20 protein-coding genes are annotated in these 19659 nt (G+C 51.0%); 14 read left to right on the top strand and 6 right to left on the bottom strand.

Annotated elements, in window-relative coordinates:
• Positions 1-116 precede the first annotated feature (116 nt).
• The 3 genes from ychF to rplS form a co-directional block, all read right to left on the bottom strand.
• Entirely contained in the window at positions 117-1232 is a 1116-nt protein-coding gene (ychF, locus tag ACFSW8_RS11655; protein WP_377086344.1) for a redox-regulated ATPase YchF, read from the bottom strand.
• 140 nt (positions 1233-1372) lie between these two features.
• On the bottom strand, positions 1373-2344 hold the full coding sequence (locus tag ACFSW8_RS11650; RefSeq protein WP_377086343.1) for a hypothetical protein: 972 nt from the start codon (positions 2342-2344) through the stop codon (positions 1373-1375).
• Between the two features lie 256 nt (positions 2345-2600).
• Positions 2601-2945 (bottom strand): 50S ribosomal protein L19, encoded by a 345-nt coding sequence (rplS, locus tag ACFSW8_RS11645; protein ID WP_377086342.1) that lies wholly within the window; start codon positions 2943-2945, stop codon positions 2601-2603.
• 241 nt (positions 2946-3186) lie between these two features.
• On the opposite strand from rplS, the gene ACFSW8_RS11640 reads away from it, so the two are divergent.
• From ACFSW8_RS11640 to ACFSW8_RS11590, 11 genes are all read left to right on the top strand, one after another.
• Positions 3187-3558, top strand: coding sequence for a glutaredoxin family protein (locus ACFSW8_RS11640; RefSeq protein WP_377091368.1), 372 nt, complete (start codon positions 3187-3189; stop codon positions 3556-3558).
• A 145-nt stretch (positions 3559-3703) separates the two neighbouring features.
• Positions 3704-4558, top strand: coding sequence for a DUF4339 domain-containing protein (locus ACFSW8_RS11635; RefSeq protein WP_377086338.1), 855 nt, complete (start codon positions 3704-3706; stop codon positions 4556-4558).
• A gap of 8 nt (positions 4559-4566) precedes the next feature.
• Positions 4567-5208 carry a potassium channel family protein gene (locus tag ACFSW8_RS11630; protein WP_377086336.1) on the top strand — a complete coding sequence of 214 codons (642 nt, stop codon included), beginning with the start codon at positions 4567-4569 and terminating at the stop codon, positions 5206-5208.
• Positions 5209-5295: 87 nt separating this feature from the next.
• Positions 5296-5910 carry a transcriptional repressor LexA gene (gene lexA, locus ACFSW8_RS11625; protein WP_377086334.1) on the top strand — a complete coding sequence of 205 codons (615 nt, stop codon included), beginning with the start codon at positions 5296-5298 and terminating at the stop codon, positions 5908-5910.
• An 86-nt stretch (positions 5911-5996) separates the two neighbouring features.
• Positions 5997-6362: a hypothetical protein gene (locus ACFSW8_RS11620; RefSeq protein ID WP_377086332.1), complete on the top strand. Its 366-nt coding sequence runs from the start codon at positions 5997-5999 to the stop codon at positions 6360-6362.
• On the top strand, positions 6350-6931 hold the full coding sequence (locus tag ACFSW8_RS11615) for a Maf family protein (protein ID WP_377086330.1): 582 nt from the start codon (positions 6350-6352) through the stop codon (positions 6929-6931). The genes ACFSW8_RS11620 and ACFSW8_RS11615 overlap by 13 nt, the downstream gene beginning before the upstream one ends.
• A gap of 14 nt (positions 6932-6945) precedes the next feature.
• Entirely contained in the window at positions 6946-7926 is a 981-nt protein-coding gene (locus ACFSW8_RS11610; protein ID WP_377086328.1) for a diacylglycerol/lipid kinase family protein, read from the top strand.
• Positions 7927-7975: 49 nt separating this feature from the next.
• Positions 7976-8587 carry a SanA/YdcF family protein gene (locus tag ACFSW8_RS11605; RefSeq protein ID WP_377178299.1) on the top strand — a complete coding sequence of 204 codons (612 nt, stop codon included), beginning with the start codon at positions 7976-7978 and terminating at the stop codon, positions 8585-8587.
• Positions 8588-8710: 123 nt separating this feature from the next.
• Positions 8711-9364: a DUF502 domain-containing protein gene (locus ACFSW8_RS11600; protein ID WP_377178297.1), complete on the top strand. Its 654-nt coding sequence runs from the start codon at positions 8711-8713 to the stop codon at positions 9362-9364.
• A gap of 104 nt (positions 9365-9468) precedes the next feature.
• Positions 9469-12684, top strand: coding sequence for a DUF1553 domain-containing protein (locus ACFSW8_RS11595; RefSeq protein ID WP_377086324.1), 3216 nt, complete (start codon positions 9469-9471; stop codon positions 12682-12684).
• Positions 12672-14144 (top strand): DUF1501 domain-containing protein, encoded by a 1473-nt coding sequence (locus ACFSW8_RS11590; RefSeq protein WP_377086322.1) that lies wholly within the window; start codon positions 12672-12674, stop codon positions 14142-14144. The genes ACFSW8_RS11595 and ACFSW8_RS11590 overlap by 13 nt, the downstream gene beginning before the upstream one ends.
• A 59-nt stretch (positions 14145-14203) precedes the next feature.
• Here the strand turns inward: ACFSW8_RS11590 and ACFSW8_RS11585 are convergent, their stop codons facing one another.
• Positions 14204-15241 (bottom strand): transporter, encoded by a 1038-nt coding sequence (locus tag ACFSW8_RS11585; RefSeq protein ID WP_377086320.1) that lies wholly within the window; start codon positions 15239-15241, stop codon positions 14204-14206.
• A 151-nt stretch (positions 15242-15392) separates the two neighbouring features.
• On the bottom strand, positions 15393-15797 hold the full coding sequence (locus ACFSW8_RS11580; RefSeq protein WP_377086316.1) for a hypothetical protein: 405 nt from the start codon (positions 15795-15797) through the stop codon (positions 15393-15395).
• 128 nt (positions 15798-15925) lie between these two features.
• Between ACFSW8_RS11580 and grpE the strand changes: the two genes are divergently transcribed.
• The 3 genes from grpE (at position 15926) to ACFSW8_RS11565 (ending at position 18581) form a co-directional block, all read left to right on the top strand.
• Positions 15926-16567 (top strand): nucleotide exchange factor GrpE, encoded by a 642-nt coding sequence (gene grpE / locus ACFSW8_RS11575; protein ID WP_377178295.1) that lies wholly within the window; start codon positions 15926-15928, stop codon positions 16565-16567.
• 12 nt (positions 16568-16579) lie between these two features.
• Positions 16580-17725 carry a molecular chaperone DnaJ gene (gene dnaJ / locus ACFSW8_RS11570; RefSeq protein WP_377086312.1) on the top strand — a complete coding sequence of 382 codons (1146 nt, stop codon included), beginning with the start codon at positions 16580-16582 and terminating at the stop codon, positions 17723-17725.
• 130 nt (positions 17726-17855) lie between these two features.
• The gene (locus ACFSW8_RS11565; RefSeq protein WP_377086309.1) at positions 17856-18581 is read left to right on the top strand and encodes an RsmE family RNA methyltransferase; all 726 of its coding nucleotides are present in this window, start codon (positions 17856-17858) and stop codon (positions 18579-18581) included.
• Here the strand turns inward: ACFSW8_RS11565 and ACFSW8_RS11560 are convergent.
• Entirely contained in the window at positions 18578-19648 is a 1071-nt protein-coding gene (locus ACFSW8_RS11560; protein ID WP_377086308.1) for a glycosyltransferase family 4 protein, read from the bottom strand. The two genes, ACFSW8_RS11565 and ACFSW8_RS11560, sit on opposite strands and share 4 nt — an antisense overlap.
• Between the last annotated feature and the right edge of the window lie 11 nt (positions 19649-19659).

The raw sequence follows: 19659 nt of genomic DNA, 5'->3' as shown, positions 1-19659 counted from the left end.
ACAACTTACCCCTAACCAATAGAAAGGAAACAAACTTACCAGTTGACCTCTCTTCACATAAAAGCCACTCGCTGACACGGAGTGGCTGAGAAAGGGGGGAATTTTGGAGAGTGAGCTTAGGCGCCAGTTAGGAAGTTGATGACATCGCCATCTTGAACTTCGTAGTCTTTGCCTTCGGCTCGAAGGGCTCCAGCGTCGCGTGCTGCAGCAACCGTTTTGTGGGTGACGTAGTCGTCGTATGCGATGACCTCGGCACGGATGAATTGTTTTTCAAAGTCGGTGTGAATGACACCAGCGGCGGCTGGGGCTTTGTCGCCAGCTGTGATGGTCCAGGCGCGCGTTTCTTGGACGCCGGTGGTGAGGTAGGTGCGAAGGCCGAGGAGGTGGTAGACGCCTTTGATCAAAGTGGAGACACCTGAGTCAGTGACGCCCATGTCGCCGAGGAATTCCTGAGCTTCTTCAGGATCGAGGTCCATGAGTTCTTCCTCGATGCTGGCGGAGATGACGATAGACTCAGCGCCATGCATTTCGGCGGCGTATGCTTTCACCTTGGAAACGAGTGGGTGGTCATCTGGATTTGCTGTAGCTTCGGCAAGATCGTCTTCTGACACGTTGCAGGCGAAGATGGAGCGTTTATTGGAGAGGAGGAAGAATTCTTTGAGTAAGGCTTTTTCTTCATCGCTGAGTTCGAGGGTGATCGCTGGGTGACCTTCGTTGAGGTGGGGGAGCAGCTTGTCGATGAGCTCTACTTCGGCCTTTGATTCTTTATCGCCGCCTTTGGCTTTTTTGGCGCGTGACTCACGGCGCTTGTCCATGGCTGCGATGTCGGCGAGGATGAGCTCTGAGTTGATAATTTCGATATCACGGACTGGGTCAACGGAGCCGAGTTCGTGGATGATGTCTTCATTTTCGAAGCAGCGGATGACTTGGACGATGGCATCGACTTCGCGGATGTTGGCGAGGAATTTATTACCGAGTCCGGCGCCTTTAGAAGCCCCTTCTACGAGTCCGGCGATATCGACAAACTCGATTGCTGTAGGGATTTGTTTTTTTGAGCCAGAGAGTTCGCTGAGGACAGCGATGCGCTCATCGGGGACAGTCACGACGCCAACATTGGGGTCGATCGTGCAGAATGGGTAGTTTGCTGCCTCCGCTTTGCGTGTGCGGGTGACTGCGTTAAAGAGAGTGGATTTTCCGACGTTTGGTAGACCTACGATTCCTGCCTGGAGCATGGAGCGGACGCTAGTGGGTGGCGGGGAACTTTCAAGCTAAATACTCATTGAATAAGAACTTGCTAGGCGATGTGGAGCTCGCGCGGTCCGGATAAAAAATAACCTTTCGCAATGATGTTCATTACTTAGCTGACACTACACTAGTTTGAGTCAGTATTTTCCTCGATGATGATGACGGCTGGTGGTGAGGGGGAGGTTTCGGTAGTGAGGGTTTCGACTAAGCGTTTCCAGTGGAGTCGTGTCAGGTAGGTGGTGAGGGCTGTCTGTGGGCTATCTTCGGTGGAGATTGAGGCGGGGGGCATGAGGGTGCCATCTTGCTGGAGCTGGCCGGCGATAGAGCGATAGATTGCCATGTAGAGTTGTTCGCTGAGTGGAGCGTCACCCTCGGTGAGTCTGATGGTGAGTTGAGGGGTTTCTTTTGGGGAGTCTCCTGTGGCGCTGAGCCAGATACGCAGTGGGGGTGGGGGGAAGCCGTCGCGCTGTGGTGATGTTTTGATGAGCACTTGGGGGGCGATGAGAAAACTAGAAGAGTTTTTAATTTCCTCGGTCAGTTGGCTAATGAGGGCGGAGGCTTCGGCCTTTAGGGGTTCCGGGGTATGGATGTGAAAGACGGTGTCAAAGTTTGTGGTGGAATCAGCATTCCAAATGGGTAGGGCGGAATGGAGAGAGGCAATGGCTTGGCGTGCTTTTTTAGACTCAGAGGCTGTGGCGTCAGTGGTGTCGATGACGCGCTCCCATGCGAGTAAGGCGTGTTCGATCTTCCCGCGTGATTCGAGCTCGATTGCGAGCTGGGTGAAGCTTTGGGCGGAGAAGTCTCGGTGTTGGTGGAAGTGGTCGAGGGAGGGGCGGGTATCGAGATCACCGAGAGGAATGCGTGGTGGTTTTTTGGGTGTTGGGGTAGAGGGTGTCTTTGGAGAGATTTCTTTGGGGGGAGGGATCGGGTGTTTGCGCGGTGGGAGGCTGGGGTGTTTCTTTTTCCAGTTGTCGAGAGAGTGGGTGATTTCAGATTCTGTGGGTGGGGTCGTGAAATCATGGTTCTTGGCGCCGAACCAGAGCACGCTGCCAAAGACGCAGATGGCGAGGATACTGGAGATGGACCAATGAATACGCACGGTGACTAGGAATTAGTGTTTCTTGGGCTACGTGGCCAGCAGAATGGAACTTACGAGGGAAAGTGTCTCTGGTGAGGTGGCAGCGAAATCTCCAACATCATTGTTTGAGTGAAGGGTGAGCATGATGCTGACGCCTGATTAGAGCAAGGGGGGAGAATCGCTGCTGGGCATTTTTTAGTGAGCGAATGGGAGGATACAAAAAAACGACCACTGCATGGGAGCAATGGTCGTTTCAAGAAAGATAACTTGTGAGTAATTAGTCAGCGGACTTCACGAGGAGAGCGCGCTTACCGATACGGTCGCGGAGGTAGTTCAACTTAGCGCGACGTACTTTACCGCGTGAGACAACTTCGATTTTAGCAATACGTGGAGTGTGTACTGGGAATACACGCTCAACACCTTCACCGTAGGAGATCTTGCGTACTGTGAAAGAAGCGTTTACGGAAGAACCTTTGCGGCCGATGCAGAGACCTTGGAAGATCTGGATACGCTCTTTACCACCTTCAATAACGCGTGTGTGTACTTTGAGTGTGTCACCTACGTTGAAGTCTGCTACTTCGTCCTTGAGCTGTTCAGCTTCGATTTTGTCAATGATGTTCATCGGATTAGTCCTTCTTTGAAAATTGTTCAGATGCACCGAGTGGTGCGTGCGGGGGCGGATTGCTATAGGAATCTGTTGGCGATTGCAACGGTTTTTTTCTATTTTTGTGTGAGGAGTGGCAAAAAATGGGATGAAATGGCTGTGAGGTGGAGTGATTTTGAGATGGTGGGGGATGTTGGTGGTTCGGGGTTGCGCGTGACGAGAGTCGGTGTAAGCTGTGGTTAATCGAACCAGATTAATTATGAGCCAAGAGATACAAATTGTCGCTTATTTAAAGACTTATTGTGGCTGGAGTGAAGGCGTGCGCGCTATCTTCAGGAAGTACGACCTCGCGTGGGAAGAGAAGGATATCATCAAGAACCCAGCATTTCGTTGGGAGATGGAACAGAAGAGTGGGCAGCCGCTGAGTCCCTGTGTGGAAGTCAACGGAACGATGCTTGCAGATGTTTCAGGTGATGAAGTGGAAGCTTGGATGATAGAGAACGGCTTGTTGACTCAAAATGACGCAGAGGCTGATGCGCCGACTAACTCATCCTGTACTGACGAAGAACATGAGGCGATGGCTCGGGGGGAAATTCCAGGTGCCACGCAAAAGATCAAGTTTATCGACTAGAGTAGGTAGCTTAGAATTTTGCATTCATGCGCCGCGTTCCCTGAGCTGGGGAGGCGGCGTTTTTTATTTCTTGTAGAGTGGTGAGAAGTTTAAGGAATGCGTGCTTTTCATTACTAGAGGGAGTGTATAGGCTGCGCGGCAAGTCATGAGTGAAGCAGCAGCAGCGTGGTATTATACGCAACATGGGGAGAGAAAGGGGCCAGTGACCCTGGAGGTTTTGCGTGGGGCAATTGAGCATTTGAAAGTGGACCGCGAGAGGGATTTGGTATGGGGTCCGGGACTCAGTGACTGGGTGACTATTGATAAGGTTCCTGAGCTACAGGATCTTCCGGCTGGACCTCCTCCAATAGCTACTCCTGTGCAAACTGCGGAGCCCGAGAAGAAGAAAGAGGCGGTAGCAAAGAGTGAGGCAAGTGTGAGTCCGCCTGCAGCAGTGAATCCCTATCAATCACCGACGGCAAATCAGGAAGAAGATGACAACGCGCTGTCGGAAGCCATGGAGGCACGGCGTGGTAATCAGTACCCAGGGATGGGGAGATTGGTATACTGGATAGTTCCTACTTTGATCACGATTGTACTAGTGGGGATAGGAGTGGCAGCCATGGGGGTTCTTGCGAAGGATTCACCTGAGATGGGGATGCCAGTGGTCGTGGTTATGTTAGCTGTGATTTTCTTGGTGTTCTTGATGACGACATTCTCTCGACTCAAGAACCTTGGAATGTCGCGCTGGAATATTTTATGGAGTGTGGTGCCGATAGCGCATATTTGGCTGAGTTTCCGGTTGTATGTGTGTCCTGCAGGGTATCACAATCATCGGAAGTTAGACACAGCTGGGAAGGTGTTAGTGGGGCTTTGGTTGCTCAGCCTAGTGGGGCCCATCATTTCAGTTGCGCTGTCTGGAGCTGGCTATTACAAGGAGGCAGCAGATGAAGCGCAGCGTATTATGGATGAGCAAAGAGAGGCGCAAGAAGAGGTTCTCATCATTGAAGAAGATTCCTAGGGATTGGAATGAAGCTGCGTAATCAAGCGATGTTATTGATCCTAGCGGAGGTGTTCTTCATCGTCACCTCTGCGTTCTGGGATGCGCAGTTAGAGGGAGGGTATTGGTTAACGGCCATTTATTTTACCTTCTTTAGCATGGGGGGGTACGCGATCGCGCAGGATAAGAAGTGGCTCTATCAGTATGCTGTTTTATGTGTGATTGCTCTCACCTTCAATTTATTTGATAGCTATTACGTGGCAGAGTTAGTGGCGTGTATTTGTACCTTGCTGGCTCACTTGATGGTTTTCCGGCTTTTGGTATGGCATAGTTTTTTTAGGAAGAAGGTCTTAAAGTCCGACAAGATCTTATCTGGGATAGCTGGCTATATCTTGTTGGGCTTATTTTGGACGGGGATTTTCATGTTTATGGGGAAAGAGCATCCGGGGTGTTTATTGAATCAAGTCTCGGGTGCGCCAACCTCTCGTGCTGACGAGCTTTATTATAGTTTTGTGACTATTACGTCGTTGGGGTACGGGGATATTGTTCCTGTGAGTCCAGCAGCGAAGGTGGCGGCAACCTTTGCGGGTTTGAGTGGGGTGTTATTCACTGCGATTTTCATTTCAGCGCTTGTGAGTAATCTCAAGGGGCGTGTTGCGGAGGCCAGTTAGTATAGTGATCTGAGGGGGGGGGACGACTTTTCTCTTGCCATAAAAGCGTGTCGTTACTAGTGTGTTCTTAAGAACAGTGTTCATGTTATGAGTGAAGGATTAACGAAGAGACAGCAAGAGGTGTATGAGTATTTGAAGCGGGAAGCTCGGGAGACTGGGGTGATTCCCTCGAGTCGGGAGATCCAGCATTATTTTGGTTTTGCAAGTCAGACTGCCGCGATGAACCATCTGAGAGCCTTGGAGAAGAAGGGGGTGATTCAGCGGGTACCGGGGAAGGCGCGGGCAGTGGCATTTCCTGAAGAGTTAGATCGTGAGGAGATTGTGGATGTGCCGGTCTATGGCAGTATTGCAGCAGGCATGGGCGAGACTCAGGAGCAGCAACAAGATGGCTGTATATCCATTGATATTCGCAGTCTTGGCTTACCAAGAAATGCTCGGACCTTTGCGTTGAAGGTGCGTGGTGAGTCGATGATTGATGCACATATTTGTGATGGGGATACGGTAATCTTAGAATTTCGCGAGCCTCGGCGAGGCGATGTGGTAGCGGCCTTGATTGATGGCGAGACGACATTGAAGCGCTATGTGATTGATGGTGGGAAGCCATATTTGCAGGCGGAGAATGAGCTTTTTCCAGACCTGCTTCCTGCGCGAGAACTTGTGATTCAGGGGGTGATGGTGGCTCTTTTACGCAATGCGGCGTAGCGGTGATGGGGTGGCGACTCGGGAGCTCAGTGGGTGGAGGTAAATCTGCGTTGGCGAATGGGGGCTAGCTGTGCTAGCTCTTTGGCGTGGAGAAACCATCATCACTGACACGATTGGCATTGTTGAGGAGGCGCGTGCATCAGAGTTGGAAGACGACGATGCTGGTGGCTGTAGTTGGTGGGAGTACTTTTCTGGCAGCGGGTTTGATGCCTGGAGTGGGGGTGGTGTTTGTTTTATTGCTATTATTGCTCTTACGTCCGGGGATGGAGGTGTATTTTTCCAGGGAGGCAGTGTGTCCACATTGTGAAGCAGATCTCTTTTTGGAGATGTGTCAGGTGGAGAATGCTGGAGGGATTGAGCTTGGGCTGAGATGCCCGCGCTGTGGGAGGGATGCCTCGAAGGTGGACGAGAGACATGGTGAAATCATTGATATAGAAGAATGGAGAAAGTGAAATTAATTTTGGCTTCAGGTTCACCGAGGCGTCGCGAATTACTCGCGGAGCTAGGCTATCAGTTTGAGGTGGTGACTTCTGATGCAGAGGAGGAGCATCGGTCAGATATCTCGCTAGTTGAGTTGTGCGAACGCAATGCTGAGATCAAGACGCAGGCTGTGGCAAAAGATCTCCCAGAAGCAGTCGTGTTAGGTGGAGATACCTTGGTGTATGTCGATCAAGAACCGCTGGGAAAACCGAAGGATCTGGCTGAGGCGAAGAAGATGTTGAGGCGCCTCTCAGGGCGAGAGCATCATGTTTGTACAGGGATGTGTTTGATACATGGGGATCGTGTTGAGGCGTTTCACGAAGTGAGTAGTGTGTTTTTCAAGGAGGTGGATGACGCTACGATTGATCGTTATCTTGAGCAGGTTCATGTGTTAGATAAGGCTGGTAGCTATGCAATTCAGGAGCATGGAGATATGTTGATTGAGAGGATGGAGGGGGATTATTCCAATGTGGTGGGGATGCCGCAGCGCTTGGTAGATGTGCAATTACGATCTTTCGGATTGCAGCCTGAGGGGCTTTGATTCTAGATGGGAGCATGTCGAAAGCTCAATCGCGATATCCATTGCTCTTTAACCCAAATGCGCGCAGTCAGAAGGGGAAGAGGGCCTTGCATTTCTTGATGGCGAAAGCGCAGGAGTTTGTTCTGTATGCTACGCGTGATATTGATGATGCGAGGGCTTTAGCGGCGGACTTTGCGGAGCAGGGTGAGCCCGTTGTTTTGGCTGCGGGGGGAGATGGGACGTTGAATGCGGTGATTCAAGGATTAGCTGGATCTGAAACTGCATTGGGAGTGTTGCCGGCTGGCACGATGAATGTATTTGCTCGGGAAATGGGTATTCCTGTGCCTAACTTACAGAGTTCGAATTTAGACAAAGCTTTAGAGATTATTGATGCTGGTTTTGTCAGGGAGGTGGATCTTTTCATGGCCAATGGTCAACCATTTGTTCAGATGGCTGGAGTGGGGTTTGATGCGCAGGTGATCGAGGATACTACCGTAGAGTCAAAGAATTTGTTAGGCCCCTTGGCTTATTTAATGTCGGCAGTAAAGGTGTTAGGGGATACGCCACCTAAGATGAAGGTGATTTGTCAGGACGGGCGTGAGTTTGATGGTGTGGCGGTGTTAGTGGGGAATGGGGAGCTATATGGTGGTCAGGTGAAGTTGTTTTCGAAGGCATGCAATGAGGATGACATGTTAGATGTTTTAATCTTCAAGGAATCAGGTTACAAGTTTGTGTTAGACTCATTGAAAGGGATGGCGGGAGTGATTGATTTAGTGAGTTCCTCGGTTGAGTATATTCAATCGGATGCGTTCACAGTAGTTTCTGACCGAGACGTGCCAGTGGAGTTAGATGGTGAATATGTGGGGCGTTATGAGGAGGTGATATTTGAGTCAGCTGAGAGGAAGTTAAAGGTATTAGCACCTGAGCATGTGACTGGTGGGTTTGCACAATTATGGAAAAATTGGCAAAACTTGCCACGTAAGTTAGCGGGTGATGTCAAGAAGTCAGAGAGTTAAGAAGTATGGTTTAAGGTGGTGGTTGAAGTGGGGTGCGGTGTTGTTCACTATGGGGGTGGTTTGTGTGCTTGCGAGCATTTGGTACGCGGATGTGGTGACGGATGCAGCCAGCGAGGGGAAGGTTTATACTGAGGCTGGGGAGGTGCCTGGAAGGAGGGTAGCGGTTGTATTTGGCTGCAGCCCAAAGATTGGCGAGAGAGATAATTTGTATTTTAGATATCGGATGGAGGCGGCAAGTAAGCTGTGGGAATCTGGGAATGTCCGTGGTTTTATCGTGAGCGGAGATAACAGCCGAGCGAGTTATAATGAGCCAGAGGCGATGAAGGCACATTTGGTGGCAATGGGAGTTCCAGCGGAAAAGGTTGTGTGTGATTATGCTGGGCTGAGGACATGGGATTCTGTGGTTAGGGCGAGGGAGGTTTTTGGGATAGAGGAAGTGGTTTTTGTATCGCAAGGGTTTCAGAATGCGCGTGCGATGTATATGGCGTCAGAACTTGGGATTGATGCTGTGAGTTATTCAGCAAGGGATGTGGAGGGGAGAGGCGGATTTAGAACCAAGCTGCGGGAGTTGTTAGCAAGGCCGAAGATGGTATTGGATATTCATGTGTTGGGGACGGAGCCCAAGTTTTTGGGGGAAGTTGAGGATGTGCCTTTCCGATAGGTTTAGGCTTGCTATGCTCCTTAGTGAGGAGTTGAGGGGGGCGGAGGCATTGCTACGCAGTGAAGTAATTTGGCTCACCTGAGATATTTTCAGTGTTTCAGTGGATGGATTCTGCTAGAATTTATGGAAATGGAGGTGAGCAAGAACAGTCCTTGGGTTAGAATCAGCAAGCGCATTCTCGCTGGCGCGGCGGCTGTGGGACCGATGGTGGGGACACTATGGTTGCTGTATGTGATCTATAAGTTATTGCTGCGCATAGGCGATAGCATGGTGAGCTTCATATGGAACATGCTACAGAGGTTTAGCGGGGTGGAGGCAGCTGTACCTTCATTTCCAGGCATTGGCTTGCTTCATTTTCTATTGCCGTTGTTTTTGTTATTTGCCGCGGGAGTAGTGTTGAAGCGATCGGGGGGGAGGCGCACGTTACGTGGGCTTGAGTCTGTTTTGAAGCGGTTGCCATTAGTCGGGTTGATCTATACCTCTTTGGTGCAATTTGTTGATGCGATTCAGGGGCTTGGAGGGGAGAGGAAGTTCAAGAGCGTGGTTTATGTCGAGTATCCTAGTCCAGGATGTCGATTGATTGGTTTTGTCACTGGGGAGTTTCAAGAGAATGAGGAATGTGAGGGGGTGACGTCGGTCTTTGTGCCAACGAGTCCCAATCCCCTTACTGGCTTTCTGATATTGATTGATAACGATAAGATTCAGCCTTGTGAGATGTCTGTAGAGCAAGCCAGTAAGATGGTTCTCTCGGCTGGTTTGGTTACACCTGAAAAATAGAGCGACAGGGAGGCTGTGCTGAAGCCTTAGTTCGGAGTTGAGTTTTGGAGCTGTAAGCGGCTTATTGATAAGTATTGAGGGGGGGTGCCGTAAAGGTTCGGGGTATGCGGGATCACGGAAAGCTAGAATGGGCAGCCAAGGGGGCATTGGTACTGGTGTGCGTATTGGGCAATGCGTGTCAGTCACCTGAGAAAGAGGAGGTGGTGGAAGCTGAGGTCCAGGAGCGTAAGATTGAATATAATTTCCACATTCGTCCGATTTTATCGGATAAGTGCTTTTTCTGTCATGGGCCGGATGAGAAGAACAACAAAGCGGGGCTTAGGCTCGACACGGCTGATGCTGCCTATGCGGCCTTAAAAGAGGGTGGTGGGCATGCGATTGTGCCAGGGGATAGCGCTCAGTCAGTGGTATGGCAGAGGATCATCAGTGATGATCCGGATTTGGTCATGCCGCCGCCATCCTCAAAGATCGATTTGACGGAAGGGGAGAAAGAGTTGATTCAAATGTGGATAGATCAGGGGGCTGAGTTTCAAGAGCATTGGGCGTTTGCTGCTTTGCCCGAGAAGGTTGCCGTACCCGATGAAGACGGGGCGGCTTGGGCCAAGGGGGAGATTGATCGCTTTATTGCTGCGAAGCATAAGGAGCAAGGGCTCATCGCGAACGGGGAGGCTGAGCCTTCAGCATGGTTGCGGCGGGTGAGTTTTGATCTCACTGGGTTGCCTCCGAGCCCTGAAATGGTGGCAAATTTTGAGGGCAAGGATGAGGCTGAATATGCGCAGGTAGTGGATCGATTATTGGCGAGCGAGAGTTACGGCGAGCACATGGCTGTGGCGTGGTTGGACGCGGCAAGGTATGCGGACTCATACGGGTTTCAGTCGGATCAATTGAATGGTCAATGGCCGTACCGTGATTGGGTGGTGAGAGCATTCAACCAGAACTTGGGGTACGACAAGTTTTTGAGTTACAATTTGGCGGGTGATTTATTGGACAATCCGAGCCGCGAGCAGGTGCAGGCGACAGCTTTCAATAGATTACACCGTCTCACGAATGAGGGTGGATCGATTCGAGAAGAGTTTTTGGTAGAGAATGCAGCTGACCGATTGCATACCTTTGGGACGGCAGTCTTGGGGCTCACGATGGAATGTGCTCGATGTCATGATCACAAGTACGATCCGATTAGTGCGAAAGATTATTATAGTTTGTATGCCTTCTTTAACTCGATCCCGGAGAATGGCTTGTACGATCATCCAGCGAAGGTGCCATCTCCTAGTATTTTGTTGCCCAGTGAGCAGGAAGAGCTGGCCTTGAGTAAGGCCAAGGAGAAGGTTGTTAGGAGTGAGCGTGAGTTGGTTAGAGCCAAAGAGGAAGCTGAAGTGGGTTTTCAGCAATGGTTGAAGAGCGCGAAGTATCAAGAGGGCTGGGATGGGATTGTTGCCTACTATGATTTTGAAGGGGAAGCTGGAAAGATTGAGAATCGCGTTGGAGGAGCGGATACAAAAGCGGGAGTGGCTAAAGGTTTGGGCTTTGTAGATGGGCCTTCGGGGCGGGCATTGTCATGTGACGGTGATAATGGTGCGGTGTTTTCTGATTCGCTTCATATGGATCGTTACACTCCCTTTAGTATTGGGTTGAAAGTCCGAGACGGGGAGCAAGCGGCCCAGCGGGCAGTAGTGCTACAAAAGACGTTTGGCACTGACGTAGGTTACAACGGAGTCGATATTGTGATGGAGGGAGGGCACTTAGAGTTCCGAATTTATCGGGTATGGCCAGGCAATGGTATCGGAGTGAGGACCAAGCAAGCATTGGCAAAAGGGGAGTGGAAGCATGTGGTTGTTAGTTATGATGGCAGTAGCTCGGCAGATGGCATTGAGCTCGTGATAGATGGTGAGGCGGTGGATGTTGAGGCTATAGGAAGTGGGAAGTTATTGAAGAGTGCATCAATCAAGACATATGGAAGTGGCCATTTGACACTGGGGCAACGGTTTCGGGACTATGGTTTTAAAGGTGGAGCTATTGATGATTTAAGAATTTTCGAGAGGCAGTTAAGCACGATTGAGTCTAAGGCTTTGAGTCTCGGGGTGGGGGTAGCTGAGTTGGTGAATGAGGAGATTAGTGAGGTGGAATTACGTGGTTATTACATGAGCCACTATGCTCAGAAGGTGAAGGAGGCTCGTAAGGTTCTTGAGGGGGCTTGGAGAGATTATGTTGGGGTAGAGGATAGGGTGATGGAGATCAGTGTTATGAAGGAGTTAGCTGAACCGCGGCCTGCTCACATTTTGGAGCGTGGTGAATATAGTGCTGAGCGCACAGAAGAAAACCGTGTTGAGAGAGATGTGTTTGAGTCGATTTTACCTGCTTTTCCGGAGGGTGGATCGAGAGATCGTTTGGGGTTAAGTCAATGGCTTATGGATCCTGGGCACCCACTGACTTCGCGAGTTTTTGTAAATAGAGTGTGGCAGAATTTCTTTGGTGTTGGCTTGGTATCGACGCCGGATAATTTTGGTTTACAAGGAGCATTACCGTCGCATCCGGAGTTGTTGGATTGGTTAAGCCGGGATTTCATAGAGAGTGGCTGGGACATCAAAAGGTTGCAGAAGCGTATTGCTTTGTCATCGACCTACCGGCAGTCGTCGGCAGCTGGGGGAGGGCAGTTAGAGAAGGATCCTGAAAACAGGTGGTTGGCGAGAGGCCCAGCTCATCGCCTAGGGGCTGAGCAGGTGCGAGACTTAGCATTAGCGGCATCTGGTTTGCTCAACCGAGCGATGGGTGGGCCTCCTGTCTCGCCCTATCAGCCAGGCAAGGATTTGTGGCGTGAATCGAATGGAATGTCACCCGCCTACAGGCAGAGTACTGGTAAAGCTCTTTATCGGAGGTCCTTGTATTCAGTATGGAAGCGCACAGCGCCGTTGCCGAATATGACAGCATTTGATGCCACGAGCCGTGAAGTATGCCATGTGAAGCGGGCGAGTACGAACACACCGATGCAGGCATTGGTTTTACTTAATGATGTGCAATTTATTGAGTCGGCTCGGGTGCTAGCAACACGTGCGTTGGAGAGTGGTGAGGAGCAGGGTGGGCGTCTTCAGTACATGTTTGTGCGCTTGGCTGGGCGAGAAGCTGATGAGCGAGAATTGGAATTGTTAGAAGAGCTCTACAATCAGCAGTTAGATCATTACAAGAAAGCGGAGGAAGAGGCGCAGAAGTTGGTTCAGCACGGGGAGTCTGGGGTTCCAGAAGGTGTGGATGTTGTGGAGTTAGCGGCGATGACCGTGGTGGGGCAGGCAATTTTAAATCTGGATGCGAGCATATGGAAAAGATGATGAGAAACTATGATGATTTAATGGCTGTGAACCGGCGTCACTTTTTGAAGTCGGCGATGGCTGGGGTGGGCAGTGCGGCTTTAAGTAGCCTGTTAGGTGAGAGTTTTGGTGCGCCGTCTGTTTCTCATTTTGCGCCTAAGGCGAAGAGGGTGATTTATCTTTTTCAATCAGGAGGGCCGGCTCAGCAGGACCTATTTGATTACAAGCCATTGTTGAACGAGAAAAATGGTGAGCAATTACCGCCGGAGGTTCGTGGGGCGCAACGCCTGACTGGCATGTCGGCGAACCAGTCATCGATTCCCTTAGCGGGTTCCCAATTTAAGTTTGAGCAGTATGGTGAATCTGGGGCTTGGTTGAGTGAGCTACTGCCCTATCACCGTGATATTGTGGATGATATTTGTATCATCAAGTCGATGTACACGGATGCGATCAACCACGATCCTGCGATTACCTTCTTTCAGACTGGCTCACAGATAGCGGGTAGGCCATCGATGGGTGCTTGGTTGTCGTATGGCTTGGGTTCGATGAATGAGAATTTACCGTCGTTTATTGTACTTAACTCGGCGGGGCAAGGTGGGCAGCCGCTTTATTCGAGGTTATGGGGGGCTGGCTTTTTGGACTCAAAGTATCAGGGGGTGCAATTTCGATCAGGCAAGGATCCGGTGTTGTATTTGACGAATCCTGATGGGGTGTGTCAGTCGGGTCGGAGGGCTTTGTTAGATAAACTGAGTGATTTGAATAGGCATCAATTTGAGAAGGAATTAGACCCTGAGATTGAGAGTCGGATAGCGCAGTATGAGATGGCGTATCGGATGCAAACGAGTGTGCCGGAGGCGACTGATTTGAGTGGTGAGCCTGAGCATGTGTATGAATTGTATGGTGAGGATGCGCGCAAGCCGGGGACCTATGCTGCGAATTGTTTACAGGCGCGACGATTGGCTGAGCGTGGTGTGCGGTTCATTCAATTGTACCACCAAGGGTGGGATCAGCATGGGAATTTACCGAGTGCTATTCGGGGGCAATGTAAGGAGACAGATCAGGCCTCAGCGGCCTTAGTGAAGGATCTGAAACAGCGAGGTATGTTAGATGATACTTTAGTGATATGGGGTGGTGAATTTGGCCGGACCTCATACTCGCAGGGTAAGATCACAAAGACGAGCTATGGCCGGGATCACCACCCGAGGTGTTTCACGATGTGGATGGCAGGAGGGGGAATAAAGCCAGGGATAAGTCATGGCGAGACGGATGCGTATGGCTACAACATTGTGGATGGCTTTGGTGGAGTCATTAACCCAACGAAGCATCATTACGATAAGCATGCAGTGCATGTGCATGATTTGCAGGCTACTATCCTCAATCAGTTAGGGGTGAATCACGAGCATTTGGTGCACCAGTATCAGGGGAGGAGATTTCGCCTGACCGATGTCCACGGGAAGGTTGTTAATGACATTTTGGCATAAAAAAACGCAGCCTTCACGAGGATGGCTGCGTGGGAATGCGTTGTTGTATAATTGGAAGATTACCAAGCGAATTGGGTTCCGAGCGTGAGTGTCCAGTCTTGGCCAAGTTGTGGGCCATTGAGTTTTTGGTAGACTGGGGCGGCGAGTTCTGCCGCGACGCGGAAGCCTGAGCTTGGGTGCCAAAGGTTGAGGCCGACACCAGCATCGAGGCGTGTGCCGCCGTGGTTTTGTGGGTCAGCTGGGGAAGACATATTTGGCATCATTGGTGTGTTGACGCTGAGGTCAGTGTCACCTTGGATGCCCTTCCAGCTTTTTGCGCCAACTCGGAGGGAGAGGGAAGCCCACTCGGTGATGTTGCGAGCGAGCCAGGAAGTGGCGCCGATACTATCGCCAAAGCTGTAGCCTTGGTTATTTTCTCCGAGGTGGATGCGGCCATTGAGTTGGGCGCCCCAGGACCATAGGTCGCTGGGTTGGCTGAGGTAAGTCAGTGAAGGAAGGAGATCGAAGGTTCCTGTGCCGAGTTGCATTGGGAATGGTTGGTGGCGGGTCATGCCCATGGGGGTTTTGAAGGTTTCGCCGGTGGATCCAGTTGGCAGTGAGAAGCTGAGGCCGAAGTGGGCGCGTTTACGTTCGGCGTCATAGAATTTATAGAGGCCGCCGACGGAGGTGTCGCCCCAGCCATCGGACTCCATGTGGGTTTTCTTGCCTTGGTTCATGCCCATAGTGAATTCCATGTCCATGGTGTTTTTGATGTAGTTTGTCATGGCCATGAGGGTGAGGTTATCGGTGGGAGCGTACATGATGCCGAACATGTGCATTTCCATGTCCATTTCGCTGGGGACGAGCATGTATCCGGCTTGTGAGGGTTGGATTTTGGAATCACCGACGTAGAGGTCTTCCATGTGCATTTGCATGTAGCGGTATGAAAGCATCCACTCACCAGTGTTGTGAGTGTGGTCGGCCATGACGCTGATAGGGGCGTGTCCATCTGGGCGGCCACCATTCCAGAGGTTGTCTGAGGTGAGTGCGTCTTTGCTGGTGTGAGCGAAGGCAGTAGTACTGAGAGTGAGTGCTGTAAGAGCAGTAGAAATTTTCATGGTATTATCTTTTTAAAGTAAAATTGAATGGATGCGGACACGGTGGTGCCACGCGTCTGTAGAGCACGCATTGGAGGAAATAGATCCAGTGCGTGGATGACCGATGGGGCGAAAAAAAAGATGCCCAAAGGAGCTATAAATTGGGGGAGTGTCAGGCTACACGAGGAGGAGGTGTAGGGACTTGGGGTGAGAAGTCGGTTGCGTGAAGCACGTGTTCAAAATGGATGGGGATGCGGATGGCACGGGGTGGCGGGGGAAGCCGGAGCTCGGTATTATTTAGCTGTGTGAGCTTAAAGTTGCCGAGCTGGAATGATGGGGGGAGTGGAGTTTCTTCACCGGCATCTTGTTGCGTGTTTTGAATTTCTTGAACGGTAAGACAGTGCTCACAAGGGTGTTCGCCATCGAAGGTGGAGGCAAGGGCTTCTGAGAGACCTTGTTCAGGGACTCTCTGATTCAACATGCTAGCCCATGCGTAGGACTGTAGCAGCGCAGTAGGAACCTCCATGATAACGATGGCGGCTAGCAGGCAAAGGAGTCTGGCTATGGATGTGAGCATGCTACGTGAGCGGGGGTAGGAGATGTGTGGGGGGCGTGCAAGTAAAATGCAGATCGTTGAGGAATTTTTGTAACAAGATGTGGAGATGGGGGGTTGACCTCTGAGGTGAGCGAGCTATGAGTTTCGCCATGCAAGACGAAACAATTACTAATCCTGAGGAGCAGGAGGTGCCTGTAGAGGCTGCGGCTGAGGATGCAGGCAAGACTCTGGATGAAATCAACGAGGAAATCGAGAAGGAGCTGGAGGAAGCGATCGAGCAAGAAGAGCGCAGCCGTGAGGAAGAACTGGAGGAGGAAGTGGCCGAGTTGAAGAACAAGTTGCTTCGGAGTGTGGCAGATTTAGAGAATTACCGTAAGCGCAGTGCTCGTGACAAGGCGGATGCGATTCGATATGGCAACCAGCGTCTTTTGGAAGACTTGCTTCCAGTGATTGATAACTTTGGCATGGGAATGGCGGCGTCTGAGCAAGATGCCGGTTCGATGATCTACATGGGGATGCAAATGGTGCAGAAGCAACTTGACGATTTCTTGGGCAATCAAGGGGTGCAGGTGGTTGATTTGAAGCCGGGAGATGTTTTTGATCCGAAGGAGCACGATGCGATGGCGCAGGAGGTTTCCGAGGAGTTCGAAGAAGGGCAGATTATTCGCATTATGCGCAAGGGGTACAAGATGGGTGATCGATTGATTCGTCCGGCTAATGTGGTGGTGGCGCAAGCTGCTGTCGTCGAGGAAGCTGCTGATGCGGTAGCTGAGGAAGGTGAAGAATCATAAGGAGAGGGTAGGATGTCTAGTAAGAAAGATTATTACGATTTGTTGGGGGTGGCTCGTGATGCTGATGCCTCAACGATCAAGAAGGCTTACCGCAAGCTAGCGATTAAATTTCACCCGGATAAGAATCCGGACGACGCAGAAGCCGAGGCGAAATTTAAGGAGATTGGTGAAGCATATGAGGTGCTGAGTGATGAAGAAAAACGCGCTGCATACGATCGCTATGGGCACGCTGCATTTGAAGGCGGTGGTGCTGGTGGTGGATTCGGCGGTGGTTTCCATGATGCCTCCGATATCTTTTCGCAGGTATTTGGTGGGGCGTTTGGCGGTGGTGGTTTTGAGGATTTCTTTGGTGGAGGGGGGCGTTCGCGTCGTCGTTCCGCGGCTCAGCCGGGCAGTGATTTACGCTATGACTTAGAGATCACCTTGGAAGAAGCGGCTTCAGGCTGCGAAAAGGAGTTAGAGATTGAGAAGGAAGCTACTTGTAGCACATGTAGTGGTAAGGGGTCTAAGAGTGGTACAGGAGCTAAGACTTGTTCGACCTGTGGCGGATCTGGAGCGGTAACGCGTCAGGCTGGAATTTTTGTACAACAGACGACCTGTCCTGAATGTCATGGTTCTGGTCAAGTGATCTCTGATCCGTGTGGTGACTGTAATGGTCAGGGGCGCAGGGAAGAGACGGCACGCATTAAAATTCGGATTCCGGCAGGAGTAGATCGAGGCACGCGTCTTCGATCATCCGGCAATGGCGATGCGGGTTTGAGAGGTGGGCCAGCGGGTGACCTCTATGTGTTTATCGATATCAAGCAGCACGAGATGTTTGAGCGCGACGGGGCGGATTTACATTGTGAAATTCCGGTTCCTTTCAGTGTGGCAACTCTCGGTGGTGAGCTTGAGGTTCCGACTCTGGAAGGTAAGGCGTCGATCAAAGTGCCAGCTGGTACCCAAGGGGGGACGACATTCCGTCTAAGGGGGAGAGGGATCAAAGATTTGTCATATGGATCTAAGGGGGATTTGCATGTGACGGTGCATGTGGAAGTGCCGACGAAGCTGAATTCTGACCAGAAAGAAAAGCTTTTAGCATTTAGTGAATCGATTGGTGAAAAGAATTCACCGATTCAGGAATCTTTCTTTGCCAAGGCGAAGAAGTTTTTTGAGTAAGCGGTTGTCTAGCTCCTGACAGGGTGGATTTATCCACCCTGTTGAGCTTGAGTTGCTGAGGTGAATCTATAGCATCAGGTGTTAGGTGGAGATAGTAGTTCTCTGCTAGCTGAGCATCCAGCCAAAGGCTATGAATTCGATCAACAGGTACTATTTGGCCCCTGAGCAATGGGGGAGTTGTGAGTTAGTGCTCACGGGGGATGAGGCACACCATTGTGTGCGTGTGCTACGACAGAAAGTCGGAGATTGGATTATGGTGTTTGATGGGGTGGGGCGTTCTGTTCAATGCCAGATTGTTTCAGCTGAGAAGTCGCGGGTGATCTTGGAGCAAGACGGCGAGGTCGTGACTCAGCCGAGAGGGGGGGAGATTCATTTAGCTCAGGCAATCCCCAAGGCTGGCAATATGGAGTTGATTGTGCAGAAGGCGGTAGAGTTAGGGGTGGCGTCTATTCAGCCATTGCAGACAGAGAATACTGTAGCAAAGGCGGATGGGAAAAAGGTTCAGAAGTGGCAGCGTGTCGCTCTGGAAGCATGCAAGCAGTGTGGGCAGAACTGGTTACCAGTAGTTAGAGAGCCCGCGTCATTGATGGAGTGGTTAGGAAAGCGCGAGCGTATTGAGCACGAACTAGTGGCAGCGTTAGACCCTCGGAGTGTGAGTATGCAGGACATGTTTGGAGGGCAATGTGAGTGGGAGATTGTCCGGCTATTGATTGGTCCAGAGGGAGATTTCAGTCAGAGTGAATACGATGCTATCATGGCGGCGGGAATGCAGCCAGTTAGCTTGGGGGAGATTGTACTCAGGGTTGAGACGGCGACGCTTTATTGTATTAGCGTGTTGCGCTATCACATGGTTTAGCGGGTGGGCTTTGTGTTCTGGAGGTTTTTGAAGTAGGCACAAAGAGACTCAGCTTCTTTTTCAATCGTGAAGTGCGTTCGGATTCTTTGATGGCCAGCTTTCCCCATTTCAAGGAGAGTTTCTGGGTTTGCTAAGAGCTTTAGGAGGGCGTTTTGTGTGGCTTCGACATCGTTGCATGGAACGACAAGGCCGTCAGTGCCATTTCTAACAACATCCTTCCAAGCGCCAGCTTCACTGGCGAGGACGGCAGTTCCGCTGGCCATGGCTTCAGGGACGGTGAGTCCGAAGCCTTCGTTCCTGCTGAGGGCAGTGACGAGGGACATGGCGCGGAAGAGTTTAGGGATTTGTGAGAAGGGTTGTTTGCCGAGAACGTGAACTCTCTCACTGAGTCCAGCGTTGGCGAACTTATCTAACTGTTGCTGTAAATAGTCGGAGTGGGAGGGGGTGGTTTCACCGACAATGACGAGGGTGGGTGCAGGGTTGGACTGCATCAAGGGAATGATGGCGTCGGTGAGGATGTCGAGGCCTTTTTGGTGACGGATTCTACCAAAAATACCGATTCCATACTCTCCTGGGAGCTCGAGTTCTTTCCAAGCTTGGAGTTTATCAGGGCTTGGGTAATAGGTTTTGAGGTCGATGCCATGTGGGATGATACAATCTGCAGGTGTATCTAGGTAGGCATTAGCAGCTGAGCAGGTAGTGATGATGCCATCCATTTGGCGCATGAGCCACTTGGTAAAGTTAGAGTGGTGGCGTTGGGCGGTGGAGGTAAACACTGGGTGGATTTTAGCTCCGAATAGATTCTTAAGGAGCAAGGCTTGGATCATCTCGTCATTTCTTCGTGCGTGGAAGACGCGCTTCTTCCCATTTGGGAGTAGAGTTTTGCAGAGTTTAGCTGTCTGCAAGAAGGAGAGATGCGGTACCGACGGGGGGAGGTGGTGGGCTCCCATCACGGATAGGGGCATGATGCTTTGCTGGTGGGGGAGGACCTGCAGCATCGTAGAGGTGACACCTGAGAATCTTTTGTTGGAGTTTCCAAGGATAAGCTCGATGTCTTGTTCAGCCATGATTGCGGTGT

Source organism: Rubritalea tangerina (assembly GCF_042683245.1).
Lineage (GTDB): Bacteria > Verrucomicrobiota > Verrucomicrobiia > Verrucomicrobiales > Akkermansiaceae > Rubritalea > Rubritalea tangerina.
This window is presented reverse-complemented; position numbering and strand designations above follow the sequence as displayed.